The sequence below is a fragment of the Flavobacterium sp. XN-5 genome (genome assembly GCF_008033395.2).
GTDB classification, from domain to species: Bacteria; Bacteroidota; Bacteroidia; order Flavobacteriales; family Flavobacteriaceae; genus Flavobacterium; species Flavobacterium hiemivividum.
In genome coordinates this window covers 97,990-116,492 of sequence record NZ_VOGZ02000007.1, presented here as the reverse complement: position 1 = coordinate 116,492, position 18,503 = coordinate 97,990, and the positions used below count along the sequence as shown (strand labels likewise).

21 protein-coding genes are annotated in these 18,503 nt (G+C 33.0%); 11 read left to right on the top strand and 10 right to left on the bottom strand.

What is annotated here, in order from left to right; genetic code table 11:
- Positions 1–233 precede the first annotated feature (233 nt).
- Genes FQU23_RS12595 through FQU23_RS12575 form a run of 5 tightly spaced genes read left to right on the top strand, consistent with a single transcriptional unit; the run spans position 234 to position 3,756 of the window.
- The gene (locus FQU23_RS12595) at positions 234–884 is read left to right on the top strand and encodes a hypothetical protein (protein ID WP_147674134.1); all 651 of its coding nucleotides are present in this window, start codon (positions 234–236) and stop codon (positions 882–884) included.
- Positions 885–930: 46 nt separating this feature from the next.
- Entirely contained in the window at positions 931–2,268 is a 1,338-nt protein-coding gene (locus FQU23_RS12590) for a histidine kinase (protein ID WP_165425768.1), read from the top strand.
- A 2-nt stretch (positions 2,269–2,270) separates the two neighbouring features.
- Entirely contained in the window at positions 2,271–2,582 is a 312-nt protein-coding gene (locus tag FQU23_RS12585; protein ID WP_147674133.1) for a 2TM domain-containing protein, read from the top strand.
- Between the two features lie 15 nt (positions 2,583–2,597).
- Positions 2,598–2,951: a 2TM domain-containing protein gene (locus tag FQU23_RS12580; RefSeq protein ID WP_147674132.1), complete on the top strand. Its 354-nt coding sequence runs from the start codon at positions 2,598–2,600 to the stop codon at positions 2,949–2,951.
- 49 nt (positions 2,952–3,000) lie between these two features.
- Positions 3,001–3,756 (top strand): LytR/AlgR family response regulator transcription factor, encoded by a 756-nt coding sequence (locus FQU23_RS12575; RefSeq protein ID WP_147674131.1) that lies wholly within the window; start codon positions 3,001–3,003, stop codon positions 3,754–3,756.
- A 107-nt stretch (positions 3,757–3,863) separates the two neighbouring features.
- Here FQU23_RS12575 and FQU23_RS12570 read toward each other — a convergent pair whose 3' ends face one another.
- The 6 genes from FQU23_RS12570 to FQU23_RS12545 all read right to left on the bottom strand — a co-directional run bounded on the left by FQU23_RS12570 (position 3,864) and on the right by FQU23_RS12545 (position 8,684).
- Positions 3,864–4,046: a CsbD family protein gene (locus FQU23_RS12570; protein WP_132112272.1), complete on the bottom strand. Its 183-nt coding sequence runs from the start codon at positions 4,044–4,046 to the stop codon at positions 3,864–3,866.
- Between the two features lie 209 nt (positions 4,047–4,255).
- Entirely contained in the window at positions 4,256–5,041 is a 786-nt protein-coding gene (locus tag FQU23_RS12565) for a CDP-alcohol phosphatidyltransferase family protein (protein ID WP_147674130.1), read from the bottom strand.
- 61 nt (positions 5,042–5,102) lie between these two features.
- A complete protein-coding gene (locus FQU23_RS12560; protein ID WP_147674129.1) occupies positions 5,103–6,125 on the bottom strand; it encodes a COX15/CtaA family protein in 1,023 nt (340 codons plus the stop codon).
- Between the two features lie 59 nt (positions 6,126–6,184).
- Positions 6,185–7,600, bottom strand: coding sequence for a CCA tRNA nucleotidyltransferase (locus tag FQU23_RS12555; protein ID WP_147674128.1), 1,416 nt, complete (start codon positions 7,598–7,600; stop codon positions 6,185–6,187).
- 100 nt (positions 7,601–7,700) lie between these two features.
- Positions 7,701–8,048, bottom strand: coding sequence for a GxxExxY protein (locus tag FQU23_RS12550; RefSeq protein ID WP_147674127.1), 348 nt, complete (start codon positions 8,046–8,048; stop codon positions 7,701–7,703).
- Positions 8,049–8,114: 66 nt separating this feature from the next.
- Positions 8,115–8,684, bottom strand: coding sequence for an L-threonylcarbamoyladenylate synthase (locus FQU23_RS12545; RefSeq protein WP_147674126.1), 570 nt, complete (start codon positions 8,682–8,684; stop codon positions 8,115–8,117).
- Positions 8,685–8,742: 58 nt separating this feature from the next.
- Here FQU23_RS12545 and FQU23_RS12540 point away from each other — a divergent pair, with 58 nt between their 5' ends.
- Together FQU23_RS12540 and FQU23_RS12535 are read left to right on the top strand one after the other, a co-directional pair.
- Positions 8,743–9,849 (top strand): glycosyltransferase family 4 protein, encoded by a 1,107-nt coding sequence (locus FQU23_RS12540; protein WP_147674125.1) that lies wholly within the window; start codon positions 8,743–8,745, stop codon positions 9,847–9,849.
- Between the two features lie 86 nt (positions 9,850–9,935).
- Entirely contained in the window at positions 9,936–10,706 is a 771-nt protein-coding gene (locus FQU23_RS12535) for a lipopolysaccharide kinase InaA family protein (RefSeq protein ID WP_245181118.1), read from the top strand.
- On the opposite strand, the gene FQU23_RS12530 is transcribed toward FQU23_RS12535, so the two are convergent.
- From FQU23_RS12530 to FQU23_RS12520, 3 genes are all read right to left on the bottom strand, one after another.
- Complete coding sequence (locus FQU23_RS12530; protein ID WP_147674124.1) at positions 10,703–11,491, bottom strand: glycosyltransferase family 2 protein; 789 nt, start codon at positions 11,489–11,491, stop codon at positions 10,703–10,705. The genes FQU23_RS12535 and FQU23_RS12530 overlap by 4 nt on opposite strands.
- Positions 11,481–12,554, bottom strand: coding sequence for a glycosyltransferase family 9 protein (locus tag FQU23_RS12525; RefSeq protein WP_147674123.1), 1,074 nt, complete (start codon positions 12,552–12,554; stop codon positions 11,481–11,483). The genes FQU23_RS12530 and FQU23_RS12525 overlap by 11 nt, the downstream gene beginning before the upstream one ends.
- 65 nt (positions 12,555–12,619) lie before the next feature.
- The gene (locus FQU23_RS12520; RefSeq protein WP_147674122.1) at positions 12,620–13,435 is read right to left on the bottom strand and encodes a 2,3,4,5-tetrahydropyridine-2,6-dicarboxylate N-succinyltransferase; all 816 of its coding nucleotides are present in this window, start codon (positions 13,433–13,435) and stop codon (positions 12,620–12,622) included.
- A gap of 173 nt (positions 13,436–13,608) precedes the next feature.
- On the opposite strand from FQU23_RS12520, the gene FQU23_RS12515 reads away from it, so the two are divergent.
- The 4 genes from FQU23_RS12515 to FQU23_RS12500 all read left to right on the top strand — a co-directional run bounded on the left by FQU23_RS12515 (position 13,609) and on the right by FQU23_RS12500 (position 16,148).
- Complete coding sequence (locus FQU23_RS12515; protein WP_147674121.1) at positions 13,609–13,842, top strand: hypothetical protein; 234 nt, start codon at positions 13,609–13,611, stop codon at positions 13,840–13,842.
- Positions 13,832–14,113 (top strand): type II toxin-antitoxin system RelE/ParE family toxin, encoded by a 282-nt coding sequence (locus FQU23_RS12510; RefSeq protein WP_147674120.1) that lies wholly within the window; start codon positions 13,832–13,834, stop codon positions 14,111–14,113. Before FQU23_RS12515 ends, FQU23_RS12510 begins: the two co-directional genes overlap by 11 nt.
- Position 14,114: 1 nt before the next feature.
- Positions 14,115–14,531: a Holliday junction resolvase RuvX gene (gene ruvX, locus FQU23_RS12505; RefSeq protein ID WP_147674119.1), complete on the top strand. Its 417-nt coding sequence runs from the start codon at positions 14,115–14,117 to the stop codon at positions 14,529–14,531.
- A gap of 120 nt (positions 14,532–14,651) precedes the next feature.
- Positions 14,652–16,148: a malate:quinone oxidoreductase gene (locus tag FQU23_RS12500; RefSeq protein WP_147674118.1), complete on the top strand. Its 1,497-nt coding sequence runs from the start codon at positions 14,652–14,654 to the stop codon at positions 16,146–16,148.
- Between the two features lie 26 nt (positions 16,149–16,174).
- On the opposite strand, the gene FQU23_RS12495 is transcribed toward FQU23_RS12500, so the two are convergent.
- Positions 16,175–18,403: an FUSC family protein gene (locus FQU23_RS12495; protein ID WP_147674117.1), complete on the bottom strand. Its 2,229-nt coding sequence runs from the start codon at positions 18,401–18,403 to the stop codon at positions 16,175–16,177.
- Between the last annotated feature and the right edge of the window lie 100 nt (positions 18,404–18,503).

Genomic DNA, 18,503 nt, shown 5'->3' with positions numbered 1-18,503 from the left:
AAGTAAAGAAGCTTCAAATTAACAGCGCTTCAAAGTATCAAAGAGTGTCCTCAAACAATGCTGACTTTCGACCTTTGACTTTTTGACTTTCGATTAATTCACCGATTCATCCTTAAAAATCAACAGTTCAGTAATTATAATTTTTAAAGGGATAAAATCCACGATACTTTTGAAGTATAAATTATTAGAGTTTCAATCATCAATTAAATCACTAACCTAAAAAACTAGAAATCATGACTAAATTAATCACCGCATTTGCATTATTTGTTGTTTGCTTTATTTCGGCTCAAGACCAAGAAGCAGCTCCTCAAAAAACAGGAAATCAATATGAACAAGGAATGGGAAAAGCATTCGGACTTTGGAAAGAAGGAAAAAACACAGAGGCTTCTGATTTATTCGAAAGAATTTCCGCAGTCGAAACGACGACTTGGTTGCCTAATTATTATGTGGCATTGGTCAATACGACTTCAGCTTTTGGAACCAAAGACAAGGAGAAAATAAATGTACTACTTTTAAAAGCACAAAATGCATTAGATACTGAAATGGCAAAAGATCAAAATAATGCAGAGCTTTATGTAATGCAAGCCATGATTAATACGGCTTGGATTGTTTATGACCCGATGACAAACGGACAAAAGTTATCTGGATCAACCATGGAACTATATGCAAAAGCCGAAGCTATTGCTCCTAATAATCCCAGAGTAATCTTCTCTAAAGCTGAATTTGAAATAGGGAGCGCTAGGTTTTGGGGTAAAGATATTAAGCCAATGTGCACTCAAATTGATAAAGCCATCGAACTTTTTGCTATTTTTAAACCTGAAACTCCTTTCTCTCCAAAATGGGGATTAGACAGAGCGCTAGAAGCTCAGAAAAATTGTAAATAAGAACAATTCTAATATTGAAATTTTCAATGTTTAATAAAATACTTAGATGAATACATTTTTAAGAGAATTGCCAAGGGCTTTATTTATTTCGATACTGATATTTATTGTTTTAACAATAATTCCTGTTCTAAACGGCGGTGTTATAACTTTTGATAATCATTTAAAGATTAATTTTTTATACACCATGCTTTATGGGATGGTACTGTATTACGCGAATGCATTTCTTTATATTTTTTTAGATTCGTTTTTTGCAAGCGAGAAGTATAGTTTGAAAAGAGTGATTACGGGGTTTTCAAGTTCGTTTGCGCTTACTTTATTTGTAATATTCTTATTGAGAATTTTTGAAGATGTAGTAGTTGAGAACAACACATTTAGTGCGTTTTTTAAAGACGAGAAGCCTTCAAACTATATCGTGCCCTCAATTGTATCATTTGTTGTGTTGTTAGGAATTCATTCTCTGTATTTCTATAAAGCTTACAATGAGAACAGAGTAAAAGAACAAAAAATAATTGCCGGAACTGCCTCGGCAAAATTTGAGAGTTTAAAAAATCAGATAGATCCCCATTTTTTATTCAATAGTTTGAATGTTTTGAGCTCATTGATCGAAGAAAATCCAGATAATGCACAACGTTTTACTACTTCATTGTCTAAGGTCTATCGGTATGTTTTGGAACAAAAAGATAAAGAATTGGTTCCAGTAGAGGAGGAGTTGGCTTTCGCCAAAACTTATATGAACTTACTTAAAATGCGTTTTGAGAACAGTTTGTTTTATGAGTTACCCACATCAATCATTGACCCAGAAGCAAAAGTAGTTCCGCTTTCCTTACAGTTGTTACTCGAAAATACGGTGAAGCACAATGTAGTAAGCGAAAAAAGGCCATTGCATATTCGGATTTTTGTTGAAAATGGCTATTTGGTTGTTGAAAATGATTATCAAAAGAAAGAAGTTTTGCAAGATCGTCGCGGAGTGGGATTACAAAATATCATCAGCCGTTATGCAATTGTAACCAACCGAAAAGTAACGATAGCGCAAGACGAGAAGACTTTTACAGTCAAAATACCTATTTTAACGAAACAAATATCAGTTATGGAAGCAACTGCAAAATATAACGAAAACAACGCTTATTACCGAGCAAAAAAGAGAGTACAGGAGTTAAAATCATTTTATGGCAATTTGATATCGTATTGCATCGTAATTCCGATTTTGATTTTTATTAATCTACGATATTCTCCACATTTTCAATGGTTTTGGTTTTCTGCTGGTGGATGGGGATTTGGATTGACGATGCATGCATTGAAAGTATTTGGATACAGTTCAGATTGGGAAGAGAGAAAAATACAAGAGATTTTGAGAAATGAAGATAATAAACAAACCTGGAAATAATCATGAAAGATAAATATCAAAACGAGGAACGCTACTTTAAAGCTAAAAAGAGAGTAGAGGAAATCAAAGGGTTTTACGGGAATTTAATTGCATATATTATTGTAAATATTGGGCTTCTCGCACTTAATTTAGTGACGTCTCCTAATCATTTGTGGTTTTTCTGGCCCTTAATGGGTTGGGGAATTGGAGTGGTTATTCACGGAATGATAGTATTTAATTATATGCCTTTTCTTAGAAAAGATTGGGAGGAGCAAAAGATTAAAGAGTTTATGGAAAAAGAAAAGGAGAATCAAAGAAAAGATAATTGGATATAATTAAATCTAAACAAGATGGGACGATTTAGAAAAAGAATGGACGGTAGCTATCAACCTGAGGATAACAGTTCTGATGAGCGATATAACTTAGCATACAAAAGGGTAAAGAGAATTAAAGGATTCTATATTCATGCATTGGTTTATGTACTAGTAAATACCTTTATATTGCTTTCCATTTCTAATAGTAGCAGGGTTGGGGATGCGGTTTTTTGGGAATGGCAAACCTGGAATACGGTATTCTTTTGGGGAATTGGATTAGTTGCGCATGGATTGTCTGTTTTTGGAAAAAATATTTTTTTCGGGACCAACTGGGAACAAAAGAAAATTCAGGAATTCATGGATAAGGACAAGGAGAATAAATGGGAGTAATTATTTAAAAAAGCCAGTGAACAATTTTCAAACCGCTAATTATTTTATATTGAAAACAATCATAATTGAAGACGAAAAACCAGCCGCAAGGTTATTGCAAAGAAAGCTCGAAAAACTAAATATCGAAGTAGGAGTGATGCTTCATTCTGTCGAAGAAGCTGTCGCCTGGTTTTCGAAAAATGAACATCCAGATTTGATTTTTTTAGACATACAATTGTCGGATGGATTGTCGTTTGAAATTTTCGAAAAAGTAGAAATTAAGAGCGCTGTAATCTTCACAACGGCCTATGATGAATTTGCTTTGCGAGCGTTCAAATTGAATAGTGTGGACTATCTTTTAAAACCAATCGATGAAGATGATTTAGAACTGGCGATTTCTAAATTTAAAGACCGACTTCCAAAAAATGAAAAGTTACAATTAGATTTTGAACAGATAAAAAAAATGCTAAGTAATCCTTTTGACAAAGAATACAAAAAAAGGTTCACAGTAAAAATTGGGCAACATTTAAAAGTAATTTCGTTAGATGAAATCGAATGTTTTTTTAGTGAAAATAAAGGAACTTATATTCATACATTCGACAATAGAAATTACCTTATCGAATCAACTTTAGAATTTCTAGAACAAGAATTAGACCCAAAATATTTTTATAGAATTAGTCGAAAATTTATAATTCCGATCAAAGCGATAAAAGAAATTATACTTTACAGCAACTCTCGATTGAAAGTTATTTTGCCTTCTTATTGCGATGATGAGGTCATTGTGAGTAGAGAAAAAGTAGCTGATTTTAAAGTGTGGATTGGGTAGTAAAACAGCATAAAAAAAACTGTTTTAAAAATGCTAGATTCTATTTTGTTTGAATAAAATAGAACGCTTTTTTTTAAAACAGTTTTCCAGGGATTTAAAACTTAAAATTAGTCAAATAATGATTTAATTTCTTTTTTAGTTTTTCCTAATTTTTGTTGTAGTTTTCCCCACATTTCATCTTCTTTCCCTTCTTCGAATAACAAGTCGTCATCGGTAAGGTCGGCAAATTTTTGTTTTAATTTCCCTTTCATCTCATTCCAGTTTCCTTTAATCTCTTCTGAATTTGGCATAATACTATAGTTTAATAGTTAATAAATTTACTATTACAAAGATGAGGAAATAGAAGGTGGAAATTGTTATGGAATTCGTGGAAATAGTTGTATAATTGCTTGAGTATGTCGGAATTAGTACAAGAGATTATTGATTAAAGTGAATTAATAAGTAAATTCAGGTAAATTACTGGTTTACAGTAATTTTTTTGACATCATATAGTTTTTGTCTATAGTGTGTTTTGAGCTTTGAAAAATGATTTTCTTATCCCGATTAAAACAAATATAAGAAAAGAAAACCCAATAAAAAAAGGAGCTATATATTTGATATAACCCAAGGCTAACATCAGGGAAATTAGTAGTAATTGAAAGCCTAATCCATATAAGGAAACGAAAGTCATAAACCAGTTTGGGAAGGTTTTAACTTTATAGGCGTCGCTGTCTAAGGTGTGAATGATCTTGTCAAAACCGCCATAAACGACAGTATATATTTTAAACAAAATATCAACTGATTTTTGACTTTCACCTGCTAATGCAACGGGTGATTTGTCTTCGAAAATCTTACTCGTTTTATCTCCGCCAATGGATTTGTTTCTCAAAATAACATAGTAATAATTGTATAAAGTCCCCTGTAATTGTATACAGAAAAAGGCTGCTAAAGTGAGAATAAAAGAGGTATTTGAGACGTAACAAATAGCACTTAAAAAAAGGAAGTTTAAGATGATGTCAAAGACGCTGTCTAGGTATCTTCCGGTATAAGAAGGAGTGTTTTTTATTCGCGCGAGCTCACCATCGGCGGCGTCGATACCTGATTTTAAAATGATGAAAAAACCTGCTAAATAATAGTAGTTTTCTAAAATACAGTAGATCGCAATTAGTCCTGAAATACCAAAAAGTAAGGTGACATGTATTGGTGTAAATCGCGTATTTTTTAACTGATTTGCGAGCATTTTTCCAAAAGGTCTTCCGTAATCTGACAGATCAAAGAAGGTGTCTTGCGCGGCAAGTTTAGACATTTTTTATAGGAACAAAAAGAAATGTGACAATATAGTCAAAGGTAAATATAGTAATAAGTTGTTATTTAGACAATCGATGTAAAGTATATGTCATTGCCGATAAAAGGAAAAAAGCATTGATTTGATGCGTCAATCCTAGCCATAATGGTACACCATATATCAAGGTAAAAACTCCCAAAGCAAATTGTATAAAAACAAGAATTATAATTAAGTTTATACCGATGGATTGTCCGCGATCTAAAATGAATTTTCTACTCTTAAAATAGAGATAAATCATAAAGCCTACTACAACATAGGCTAAAGTACGGTGGATAAATTGCACGCCGCTTTTTCCTTCTGTAAAGCTTAATAATAGATTTTTTTGTTCTAGAAAAACACTATCATGCATGAATTGACCGTCACTCATAAGTGGCCAATGATTGTGAATTAACCCTGCATTTAAACCGGCAACAAATCCTCCATATATAATTTGGATTAATAAAAATACCAAAGAATATCTTGCAATTGTTGTTAAAGGTTGCAGGCTGTTTTTTCGATTTGGATAGATCAAATCTAAGGCTACCCAAAAAGTATAGGCGAAGGTAATAAAGGCAAAAGTGAGGTGCAGTGCCAGTCTAAAGTGACTTACATCTGGATCATCAATTAAACCGCTTTTTACCATAAACCAACCAAGAAATCCTTGAAAGGCACCCATTCCCAAAAGAACGATGCATTTGTTTATGGTTGTTCTAGAGAGTTTCTTTTTAATTAAGAAATAAACGAACGGAATTATAAAAACTAATCCGATGATGCGACCTATAAAGCGGTGAAACCATTCCCAGAAGTAGATAAACTTATAATCTGACAGTTGAAAATCATTATGAATATTGATTTTTTGGTATTCGGGAAATTTTTTATACTGATCAAAAGCTGCTTGCCATTTTTCTTCTGTTAATGGAGGAAATGTGTCTGTTACTAAATGCCAGTCGGTCATTGATAAACCGGAGTTGGTTAATCGTGTAATGCCTCCTACAGTAACCATTATAAACAATAATACGCAACCGGATAATAGCCAAATAATTATAGATCTATTCTCTTTTTTCATTTTGAAACTAATTTTGGTAAAGATATTTTATATAACAGCAATTGTTAACTCAACAATTGTTAAACTTTTATGAGTCCTATTTTCTGAGCTCTTTTCATCATAAAACCATAAGCCGCATCATAATCGTTAGGAATTTCCCCTTCTAAAATTGCTTCTTTAATTGCCTCTTTTAGCATTCCTATTTCTTTTGAAGGTTTCAGGTCGAAAATGGCCATAATCTCTTCTCCAGTTATTGGTGGTTGAAATTGTCGAACGTGATCGCGCTCTTCTACTTCCACAATTTTCTTTCGGACAATTTCAAAATTGCTGTGGTATTTCTTGAACTTATTTGGGTTTTTGGTGGTAATATCTGCTTCACACAATGTCATTAAATTCTCGACATCATCTCCAGCATCAAAAACCAAGCGACGTACTGCTGAATCAGTTACTGTATCTTGAGATAAGACAATAGGACGGGAGCTCATCATTACCATTTTCTGAACAAATTTCATTTTTTGGTTCAAAGGCATGTGCAAACGTTCAAATATTTTTTTGACCATTTTTCCGCCAAGGAACTCATGTCCGTGAAAAGTCCAACCTTGTTTTTTGTTGAAACGTTTTGTTGGTGCTTTACCAATATCGTGCAATAAAGCAGCCCAACGCAACCACACATCATCCGTGTTTGGGCATATGTTGTCAACGACCTCTAGGGTATGATAAAAGTTGTTCTTATGAGTCTGACCTTCGATTTCTTCGACTTGATTTAAAGCAGTTAATTCGGGTAGAATAATATCTAAAAGGCCTGTTTTGTAGAGCAATAAAAAGCCTTCCGATGGTTTGTTTGTAGATAAAATTTTATTCAGTTCGTCTACAATACGCTCGCCAGAAATAATTTTGATGCGCTCTGCATTTTTAGTAATGGACTCGAATGATTTTTCCTCAATTAGAAAGTCCAATTGATTGGCAAAGCGAATGGCTCGCAACATGCGTAAAGGATCATCAGAATAAGTGATGTCTGGATCTAGAGGTGTTCTTAGAATTTTATTTTCTAAATCCTCCATTCCTCCAAAAGGATCTAACAACGCTCCAAAATTAGCTGCATTCAAGGATAATGCCAGTGAATTTATGGTGAAATCACGACGGTTTTGATCGTCTTCAAGTGTTCCGTTTTCTACTACGGGATTCCGACTTTCAAAATGATAGGATTCTTTTCTTGCACCAACAAACTCAACGTCAGTGTCTTCAAATCGCAGCATCGCAGTGCCGTAGGTTTTAAAAACTTGTACTTTTGGTTTTGCTGGAAGTAATTTTGAAACTTTTAAAGCCAGTTCAATTCCGCTACCAACGGCAACAATATCAATGTCTTTCTTAAAGTCTCTATTTAAGATTAAGTCTCTTACAAAACCACCAATCACGTAACTATCGACGTTTAGTTCTTGGGAAGCTTGAGAGATGACTTGAAAAATTTTATTATGTAATGCTTCTTTGTAATTCATAATTTTTGTTTGCCACGAATTTGTTTTTTGCCGCTGATTCGCTAATTTTTAAAAATGATTTTAGTTAGTTTTTAGATAGTACTATACGCTTGTGTTCTAACTATGATTTATTGAAATTAACTAAAATGGCTAGTTCATTTCCTGATACTTTTAGATAATTAAGGCATTGTGAAATATGACTATTACTAAAAGACTCGCAATATTTGATTTCAAGAATTATAGAATCAAAAACTATAAAATCGGCATAAAATTTATGTTTCAAAATAGTGTCTTTGTAATTTACTGCATATTCTTTTTCTCTTTCAAATGGAATTTGAGCATTATTAAACTCAAATTCCAAAGCATCTTTATATACTATTTCAGAGAAACCTTTTCCTAGATTTTTATGCACTTCAAATAATATTCCGATTATTTGATATGTTTCTTGTTCAAATAAATATTCAGACATAAATTTTAAAATTTTTGTTAATACTTTTTTTGAAAAAAAAATCTGTGAATCTACGGTAATTAAAAACTATTTACGAATCACTTTCACCTGAGAATCACTCGTCAATTTTATAATTGTTGACGGTTTTCCGGCAATTTTATCGCGCTGCAAATTTACAACATAGTCCACACCTTTTATAATCTCGGGACTAATTTCTTTGAAACTTTTTGGAGTTGGTTGCCCTGAAATATTAGCCGAGGTAGAAACCAATGGTTTTTTCATTTTTTCCATTAATTTGAAACAGAATGGTTCTTTTACGATTCGGATTCCTAAGGTTTTGTCTTGAGCGATTAAATTAGCAGCCACATTTCTTGGGTTATCAAGAATTATAGTGGTAGGATTTTCAGATAAATCCATGATTTGCCAAGCCACTTCAGGAATATCCTTAAAGACATTGTACATCATTCTTTCCCCATTCATCAAAACAATCATGCTTTGTGTTTCTACTCTCTTTTTAAGTTTGAAGATTTTAGCAACAGCTTCTGGATTTGTGGCGTCACAGCCAATTCCCCAAACGGTGTCAGTAGGGTACAGGATGATTCCGCCTTCTTTTATGATTTCGTATGCTTTGTGTATTTCTTCGTTAAGATTTTCCATCTTTTATAATTAAAATAAGAGTGACAAGTTTATATTTGCAAAGAAACGAATAATTATTATGAAAATTTTACATATTTCTGGTGCCAAAGGTTGGGGAGGAAATGAGCAACAAATGATTTACTGTATTCCTGAACTTGAGAAACTAGGTTGTGAAAATGTTGTTTTTGGAGTAAGAAATTCAGTATTAGAAAAGGAATGTTTATTAAAAAATATCACTTTTATTCCTACTAAGGGTAGTAAATTAAAAAATTATAAAAACTTCAGCTATTTGCGATCCATTGTAAATGAATTTAAACCCAACATTATACATCTACATACTAGTAATTCCTTGACTTTTTATGTTTTATCAGATTTATGGTATAATTTTAAAATAAAATGTGTTTTTTCTAAGAAGGCAATGAGTGCTAGCAGTAGTTTTTTAAGCAAGTATAAATATAATTATTCTGGAATAAATTCGATTTTATGTGTTTCCAAAACGGTAAAAGATAATTTTAGTAATGTGCTTTCTAAACTAAATAAACAAAAGGCTGTTGTTATTCATGATTGTGTTTCAACGGATATTTTAAATGTTAAATCGGAAGTAAATTTAAGAGAGCGGTATTCAATAGCGACAGATAAGAAGCTTATTGGGAATATTGCCAATCATACAGATGCAAAAGATTTAATTACATTTATTGACGTAGTTGATTATTTGGTAAATTCCTTGAATAAGAAAGATGTCGTTTTTTTTCAAATAGGAGAATTTACTAAGTTAACTGCTAAGTTTGAGAGTATAGTTAAGGAGAGAAAACTCGAAAATTATATTATTTTCACAGCTAAGATTGTAAATGCTTTTAGTTTAAACTCTCAATTTGATGTATTTTTAATGACGTCACAAAGAGAAGGAGGCCCAACTTCAGTATTGGAAGCGATGTTAATAGGAGTTCCAGTTGTTTCCACATATGTAGGGGTTGTTCCAGATGTGATTGAAAATGGAGTTAATGGATATTCTTCAAGAGTTAAAGATTTTAGTGACCTTGCAACTAAAATCAAAATGCTTTTGGAGAGTGAAAATTTAGAAAAGGAATTTGTTACAAGAAGTAGAGATATCATCCAAAAGAGATTTACAGCATCTATTATAGCAGAAGAAACAGTAAGACATTACGAAAAACTATTTTCTGTTTAAATGTTGTTTCGTTCCTAATTTAAGTACTGTTTTGAGATAAAGTGAATATAGACAAGAATTAATATAATTTCGTTAATAATATAGTAATGACAATAAAACTAATGTTTTCTAAATCAGTTAAAAACTCTAAAGAAATCCTTCGCTTTATTAAAGAATTCAATTCTGATTTAGGAACTGTTTTTGGAAATGGAGATAGAAACGTAATTAAATTGTTTGACTTAAATGGGCAAACAGTAAATATAAAATCATTCAAGATTCCGAATATCGTTAATAAGATCGCTTATAAGTATTTTAGAAAATCTAAAGCAAAACGGTCTTTTGAATACGCTACTCTTTTATTAGAAAGAGGGATAGGAACTCCGCAGCCGTTGGCATATTTTGAAAATTTCAATAAATTAGGATTGCGAGATAGTTATTATGTTAGCGAACATTTAGATGCCAATCTTACTTTTAGAGAATTGGTAGAAGTTCCAGGTTATCCAGATCATGAAAATATTTTAAGGCAATTTACAAAATTCACATTCGATTTACACGAAAAAGGAATTGAGTTTCTAGACCATTCTCCAGGAAATACGTTAATTAAGAAGCAGGAAGATGGCAGCTATAGTTTTTATCTAGTTGATTTAAATCGTATGAATTTTCATGATGCCATGGATTTTGCTGGTAGAATGAAAAACTTCAGTAGGCTTACGCCAAAAAAAGAAATGATAGCTGTCATGAGCAATGAGTATGCTAAATATTATCCAGAAAGTGAAAGCGTAGTCTTTGAAAAAATGTGGCAGTTTACCGTTCAGTTTCAAGATGAATTTGCAAGAAAACGCAGGCTGAAAAAGAAATTAAAATTTTGGAAATTCTAGTTTTTTATTCGAATGGCTTTTAATTCCTGAAAACGAACATAAACACTATAGGCGTTTAAATAGCATATAATAATTCCGTTTTTGCCGTCTAAAATTCCTAATCTAACGATGTATTGATATAAAAATTGATATATCGGTCTGAGGAAAAAATGGAAAAAAGTAGGTTTTGTTCCTTTGCTTAATTCTTCGATTGCTTTTAACTTCCCGTAAATGCTCATTTTTTGCTTGTACTCGTGGTAATTGCGATAGGAATAATGCAACAGCTTGTTTTTTAGTTCCCCCGTTTTGCCGGTAATATTTAATTTCTCATGAACAACTTTTGCTAGGTCATACTGAGCATTCTCTTTCTTGAAAAGCCGTATTATTTTATCTGTCTGCCATCCGCTAAAGTGTAGTTTAGTGTTTTTGAACATGAAAATACGGTAGAAATAATAGGCTGATAAGGAGTCTTTACTGTGGATGATATTGCTAATTTCTTCTTTCAGTTCGGCGGTTAGTCTTTCATCGGCATCGAGGAAGAGAATCCAGGAATGACTAGCTAAACTAATGGCATAATTTCTTTGTGCAGGATAACTTTCAAAAGCATGTTGTACTACTTTTACATTCTTATGAGCTGATGCTAATACTACAGTTTTATCTGTACTAAAAGAATCGACGATAATTATCTCGTCGGCAAAATCCAAGTCGTTTAAAACGTTTTTTATATTGTGCTCTTCATTATGAGTGATAATTAGTGCGCTCAATACTATTTTATTGGATGATAATCCACTACTATTAATTGTCATCTGAAAGATTCTTTAATAGGAAGGATTTGAGTTTATCTTTAAATAGTTGTGGTTCAAATTCTTTATATAAACTAAGAGTATACTGTTTAAGTTCCTTTTCGGTTTTTTGAGCGAGTAATTCTGGTTTGTAATCATTTAAATGAACTGACATGTGCTGAATCCCATCTTCTAATGTAGCCCAAATTTTCTTTTCAATCCAAGGAGAAAAGATAATGAAAGAAGGCTTTTCCAGTGCTTTTGCCATATTTATGGCGCCACCATCATTGCCTACAATTAAATCACATTGATTTAGTACTCCAATAAAGGCTCTCAAATCACCACCTAATAAATCAAAGAATATTTTTTCTTGAGTTGATGGTTTGCAACTATTAAAAACAGTTTTTGCATCGTTAATTTGCTTTGGGAAATAATTAAAAAGAATATTCACATCGTTGCTATCTGCAATTGTATCAACAATTTCAGTCATGTAACTTAGTGGGTAAGTCTTTAGGTTTTCGCTACCCAAAAGACTAATCATGACTGTTTTTCGATCTTTTTTAAGTTGATGTTTTTTAAAAAGGGCAATAGCATTTCGATTTTCTTCGGGAGTCACAAACAATTTAGGTAGCGGGTCTATCTTCGCCGACAATTGAAGTGGTTCAAGAAGTGACAACCTTCTTTCGATAGCTAAACCTAAATTAGTTTTTGGGAATTCCTCAAACGGTACATTGTCAGTGTATAGGAAAGTGCGTCCTTTTTTCTTGTATGATATTTTTCTTTTGGCACCGCTCAATAATACGATTAACCAACTTTCCAATTTTGAATAGGCGTCAATTAATAGATCGTATTTATTGGCTCTGATTTGGAGGGCCAATTTTAGTAATTCTTTTTTGCTTTTTCGATGCTTTTCTTCAAAGCGAATAATCGTATCAATATTTGGATTTCCTTCTAAAACGGCTGTTGTAGATTTGTAAACCAAATAATCGATTTGAGCATCAGGGTAGGCGAGTCTAAGATTGTTGCAGATAATACTGCTTACCAATACATCCCCGATCATTTTTTGCTGTATAACTAGTATTTTCATAAGATAAAAAAACCTCCCTTTTTGAGGGAGGAATATACAATATAATATTTTATAACAAAATAAATTTAAACCGCTACATCATATTCACGTAAGGCATTGTTCAAAGATGTTTTTAAATCAGTGGATGGTTTGCGAGTACCAATGATTAAAGCACAAGGAACTTGAAATTCCCCTGCAGCAAACTTTTTAGTATAACTTCCTGGAATAACTACCGAGCGTGCAGGAACATATCCTTTCATCTCTACCGGTTCGTCACCAGTTACATCAATGATTTTTGTAGAGGCAGTTAAGCACACGTTAGCGCCTAGAACTGCTTCTTTCCCTACGTGAACGCCTTCAACAACGATACAACGAGAACCAATAAAAGCACCATCTTCAATAATTACCGGCGCTGCTTGTAAAGGTTCAAGGACACCACCAATTCCTACTCCGCCACTTAAATGTACGTTTTTACCTATTTGAGCACAACTTCCTACTGTTGCCCAGGTGTCAACCATAGTCCCTTCATCTACATAAGCACCGATGTTTACATAACTTGGCATCATGATTACACCGCTTGAAATATATGCACCATAACGAGCAGATGCTCCTGGAACCACACGAACTCCTTTGGCAGCATAGTCTTTCTTCAATTCCATTTTATCATGGTATTCAAAAATTCCTGCTTCCCATGTTTCCATTTTTTGAATAGGAAAGTACATAACAACTGCTTTCTTAACCCATTCGTTTACTTGCCATGCATCTCCTTTTGGTTCAGCAACACGTAGTTTACCTGAATCTAATAATTCAATAACCTCTCTAATAGCTTTAGTAGTCGTTTCTTCTTGTAACAAAGCTCTGTTTTCCCAGGCTTGTTCTATAATAGTTTGTAATGGATTCATGTGTGATAATTTTTACGCAAAGATAAGTTTTTAATGCAATAACAAAAAGTTATATTCTTTTGAAAATGTTACATATTTAACTTCGATAGACTTTTATTTTGGGTCAAAAGACGGAATGAAAAAAAAGATAAAAGTTATAAATTAGCTATCTTTGTATATTAAAAATAAGTGTCATGGAAACTATTAGACTTAAATTCAATTCAAATATTAAAGATAAAATCTTAGAGTTATTGAGTTCGTTTTCTTCAGATGAATTGGAAATAGTTCAGGAAGATGATGATTTTGATAAAAATAAAAAAAAAATAGAAAATTCTTTTTCTAAAATTAAAAATGGAACGGCAAAATTTTATACTATTGAAGAAGTAGATGTTATATTTGAAGAAACAATTTCTAAATATGAAAATTAGACTTCAAGATGATTTTTTATTGGTCTTAAATAATCAGGTTGATTACATTTCGAGAAATAAACCAGCTGCTACTATAAAATTTAAAAAGGATTTACTTTTAAACTTAAAAAAAGATTTACAATCCCCTTTCCATTATAAAAAATCAATTTATTTTGACGATGAAAATATAAGAGATTATGTTTTTAAAGGTTATATAATTACTTATTTCATAGATACAGAAACAAACCTTGTTTCTGTTTTCGGTTTCATAAAATTTAAAGATTCCTTATAAAATGCCAAGAATTCTCTCCATAGATTACGGACAAAAACGCACCGGTATTGCGGTGACTGATGAAATGCAAATCATTGCTTCTGGACTAACAACCATTCCAAGTGCGACTGCCATTGCGTTTTTAAAGGATTATTTCTCTAAGGAGAAAGTCGAGGCTGTGCTTATTGGTGAACCCAAACAAATGAATGGGCAACCTTCAGAAAGCGCTTCTATAATTAAGGGTTTTGTTACCCATTTTACCAATCATTTTCCAGATATGAAAGTGATTCGGGTGGATGAACGTTTTACTTCAAAAATGGCTTTTCAATCCATGATCGATAGTGGTTTGAACAAAAAACAACGTCAAAATAAAGCACTAATTGATGAGATTTCGGCTACGATTATGTTACAAGATTATTTGAACCGAAAAAGATTTTAGGGGTCAGCTTCAAACGACTAGGTAAGGCTAAAACGTTTTCGCAGTTTCTCACGTTTCTCTCTTAATTTATGATTTTTTTTGCAATTATAAAAAGTACCTTTGCACTTTAAAATTTTTGCTATGCCTGATACAACAATTCGTTCAAATACTGAAGTAGTACTTATAGGTGCTGGGATAATGAGTGCCACTCTTGGATTAATTCTAAAAGAACTTCAACCAGATATAAAAATTGAGATATTCGAAAGGTTAGATAGAGCAGCTGCCGAGAGTTCTGACGCGTGGAATAATGCGGGAACTGGACACTCTGCTTTTTGTGAGCTCAATTATACACCTGAAAAAGCAGATGGAACCATTGATCCAAAAAAAGCGATCAGTATTGCGGAATCATTTGAGGTTTCACGCCAGTTTTGGGCTTATTTAGTAGAGCAAAAAAAGATTTCTTCTCCTGAAAATTTTATAAAAAGCGTGCCGCACCTCAGTTTTGTTTGGGGCGATAAAAACGTAGAATACTTAAAGAAAAGATTTGATGCATTGCAGAAAAATCAACTTTTTAAGGAAATGGTCTTTAGTACTGATTATTCCCAATTGAAAGAATGGATGCCATTAGTGATGGAAGGTAGAGATTCATCCGAGAAAGTGGCGGCAACTTCAATGGCTTTGGGTACGGATGTGAATTTTGGAGAGCTAACACGCAGTATATTTAATTATTTAGATGGACTTGAAGGTGTTACAATGCATTTTAATCACGAGGTTCAAAAATTAAAACAAAGAGAGGATAAAACTTGGAGAATAAAAATTACTGATTTGGCTACTGGCCAAAAAAGGAAATCTTACACTAAGTTTGTATTTATAGGCGCTGGCGGTGGATCCCTGCCGTTATTAGAAAAAGCTGATGTTCCAGAAGGTAAAGGTTTTGGAGGTTTTCCAGTTAGTGGTCAATGGCTGAAATGTACAAATCCTGAAGTTATTGCAAAGCACCAGGCAAAAGTATATGGTAAAGCTAGTGTGGGAGCTCCACCTATGTCGGTTCCACATGTCGATTCACGAATGATTAATGGTAAGAAACAGCTGCTGTTTGGTCCGTTTGCCGGTTTTTCAACTCGTTTTTTAAAGAATGGATCGTATTCAGATTTGCCTTTATCTATACAAAGAGACAATATATTGCCAATGATTTCGGCAGGAATAAAAAACATACCACTTACTAAATATTTGATACAGCAAGTGCGTCAATCACCAGAAGATAGAATTGAAGCGCTACGAGAATATGTACCAACTGCAGTTGCTAAGGATTGGGTAATTGAGAGAGCTGGTCAGCGCGTTCAGGTCATTAAGAAAGACGAAAAAGAAGGCGGAATACTTGAGTTTGGTACTGAGGTAATCACTACCGCAGATGGATCACTATCTGTTTTACTTGGCGCTTCGCCAGGAGCATCTACCGCAGTTTCTATTATGATAGACTTAGTGGGAAGATGTTTTAAGGAAGAGCTAGCTTCAACAAAGTGGCAAGAAAAATTAAAAATAATGATTCCATCTTATGGTCAATCATTAAATGATAATCCGGCCTTGTCAGACGAAATAAGAAAATATACCGCTGAAGTTTTAAAACTGAATACTTAGATTTATAAAAAATGAACTTCGATACTTTATCGAAGTTCATTTTCTGTTTTAATCAAGTTCCGAGTCGTCTTAACTATATTCTCGGATAGATTTGTCAACCAGATTAACTGTTCGATTACCAGTTGCGCTTCCTGCATTTTTAATTGAAAAGTATCTTCATCATTATCATTTTCTTCTTTTAATTCTTTAGTACGAATTTTATTTAATTCAATAAAGCGTTTGCTTAAATCTTCGTTAACCGTATCTAATTTTGGAGCTACTGTTTCTTCTCTTAAAATTGTGATTGCATCTTCGAGATTTTCAATTACTTTGTCAACCACCACATTAAAAGCTTCAGAAGCCGCCGATGTTTTATGTGATTGAATATAGGTTCCCAGAGAAGCTATAGACGATAACAGGGAATGATTCAGGACGGTGAGATCGTAGACTTTTGTTAATTTAGTTTGCTTCGACTTTGGTTCTTGAAGCATTCTTTGGAACGAAGCCATCAGATTACCAACTTCGATAAAAGCATGTTTTCGCGCCAAGCGATAGGAAATAGAAACCTCTTCTTTTGTATTGTAAAACAGAGAAATTTGTTTCAAATAATTTTTATTTGCCTCAATCGATTTTTCCAAGTAAACCGGGATTTTTACAAATTCCCAGGATGGCCATAAAAAGTAATTGGCTAGAAAAGCAAAAAGAGCACCGACTAAAGTGTCTAAAATGCGATATTCAATTACATCTTGGATATTTGGAGTTAAAATTCCGTAAAGAAAAATTACATAAACGGTTACGAAAGTAGCTCCTACTTTATAATTAGTTGGAGTAAATGAAAAACCAAGAAGCATGGAAATTATCGCTAGTGCGCCAATGATGGTTGAGTCATGAACTAAAAAAAGGACTCCAAAAGCTATAAATCCCCCGGCAATAGTTCCAATTATCCTTTGAAAAGTTCGCTCTTTGGTCAAGCCATATCCTTGTCTCATAATAACTATAATAGTAAGCACAATCCAATAGGTATTTTGAAAAGGAAGGATGTTTCCAATAAGAAAGCCAATGAGAATGGTAATTGTTAGACGTAGAGAATGACGGAAAACAGTAGAGGAGAAACTTAAATTTTCGATTAGCGTGCTAATCGGATAGTACTGCGGAGTTATAAATTTTTCTAAATCTTTATCTCTTCCTTTTAAGTCTTGTAAATTGACAATACCTGTAAAGGCGCGTTCTAAGGTTTTACTTTTTTCGACTTGTTTTTCAGCATACAGCAACATATTTGCTAACATTAGAACACCTTCAGAAGCAGCAGATTTTCCTAAATCATTTTCATAATTTTCAATGGCTAGTTCGAGATCATTCAAATCTGAAAGTAGGTTATGAGTGGAAACGTATTTTTTACCATCCTCAATACTTTGAGATAAATCTCTGAGGCTTTTTGCAAGATTGTTAGCTAGTTTTTGGTAGGTTTTTAGAACTCTGGGATGATTGTCAAATTTTTGATGTAATTTATTGTGGTCGAATGAAGTAGCGATCGCTAGTTCCATGATTTCGACTAGCGAAATAAATACCAGGAGCATTTTTCGATTTTGATTGGAAGATCCAGAATTTGTTCGATTATCGATCAGAATTTGTCTTATATTTTCATGTATGGCATTGAGCTCAACTTGTAAATGCAGCTGTTTTTCTGTAATTGCTTTTCGATCTGAATTAACTTCCCATAAATCCCCTCTTAATTTTAAATATTTAGAAGTTAATTTGATGCATTCGACAATTTGTAGCTCACCATAGCGATGTGGTTTTATATGGAAGAAAATTATAGAAACCAAGAGATAAAATACGCCGCCCAAAAGGATTAGTCCAGCATATTCAATTCTGTCCCATCCAGTTTGCAGGTGAGCAAAAGCTAATGGGATCGTTATTATAGCCGAAAAAGAAACCATTGTCGCTCTTTGTCCATATACTGAAATCATCGAGAGGAAAAATAATAATACAGCCAAAAAAGGATAAAATATCCAAGAATAGGGATGGAGTAGGTTTATTAATAAATTAACACTGGAAACGATAAAAGCGGTAACAAGAATCCCTATAATTTTATGTTTGAGATTACTAGGTATGTCGCTAGGATACACGAGTATTGTACCTAGAGCAATGGCAAATCCAATTGTAAAATTGCCTAACTGAGAAAACAGTAAAACAGGGATAACTGCTGCAATAGTTATCTTTAAAGCATTTGTAAAATGAGTACTGTCTGCAAATCTCTTGATTTTTGGGATCATATATTGAGTGTTACCTACAAATATAATAATTGTACGATTTATCCATAGCAGAATTGGCTTCGATTTCACTGTAAAATAGAAATAAATGCTAAATGTGCTT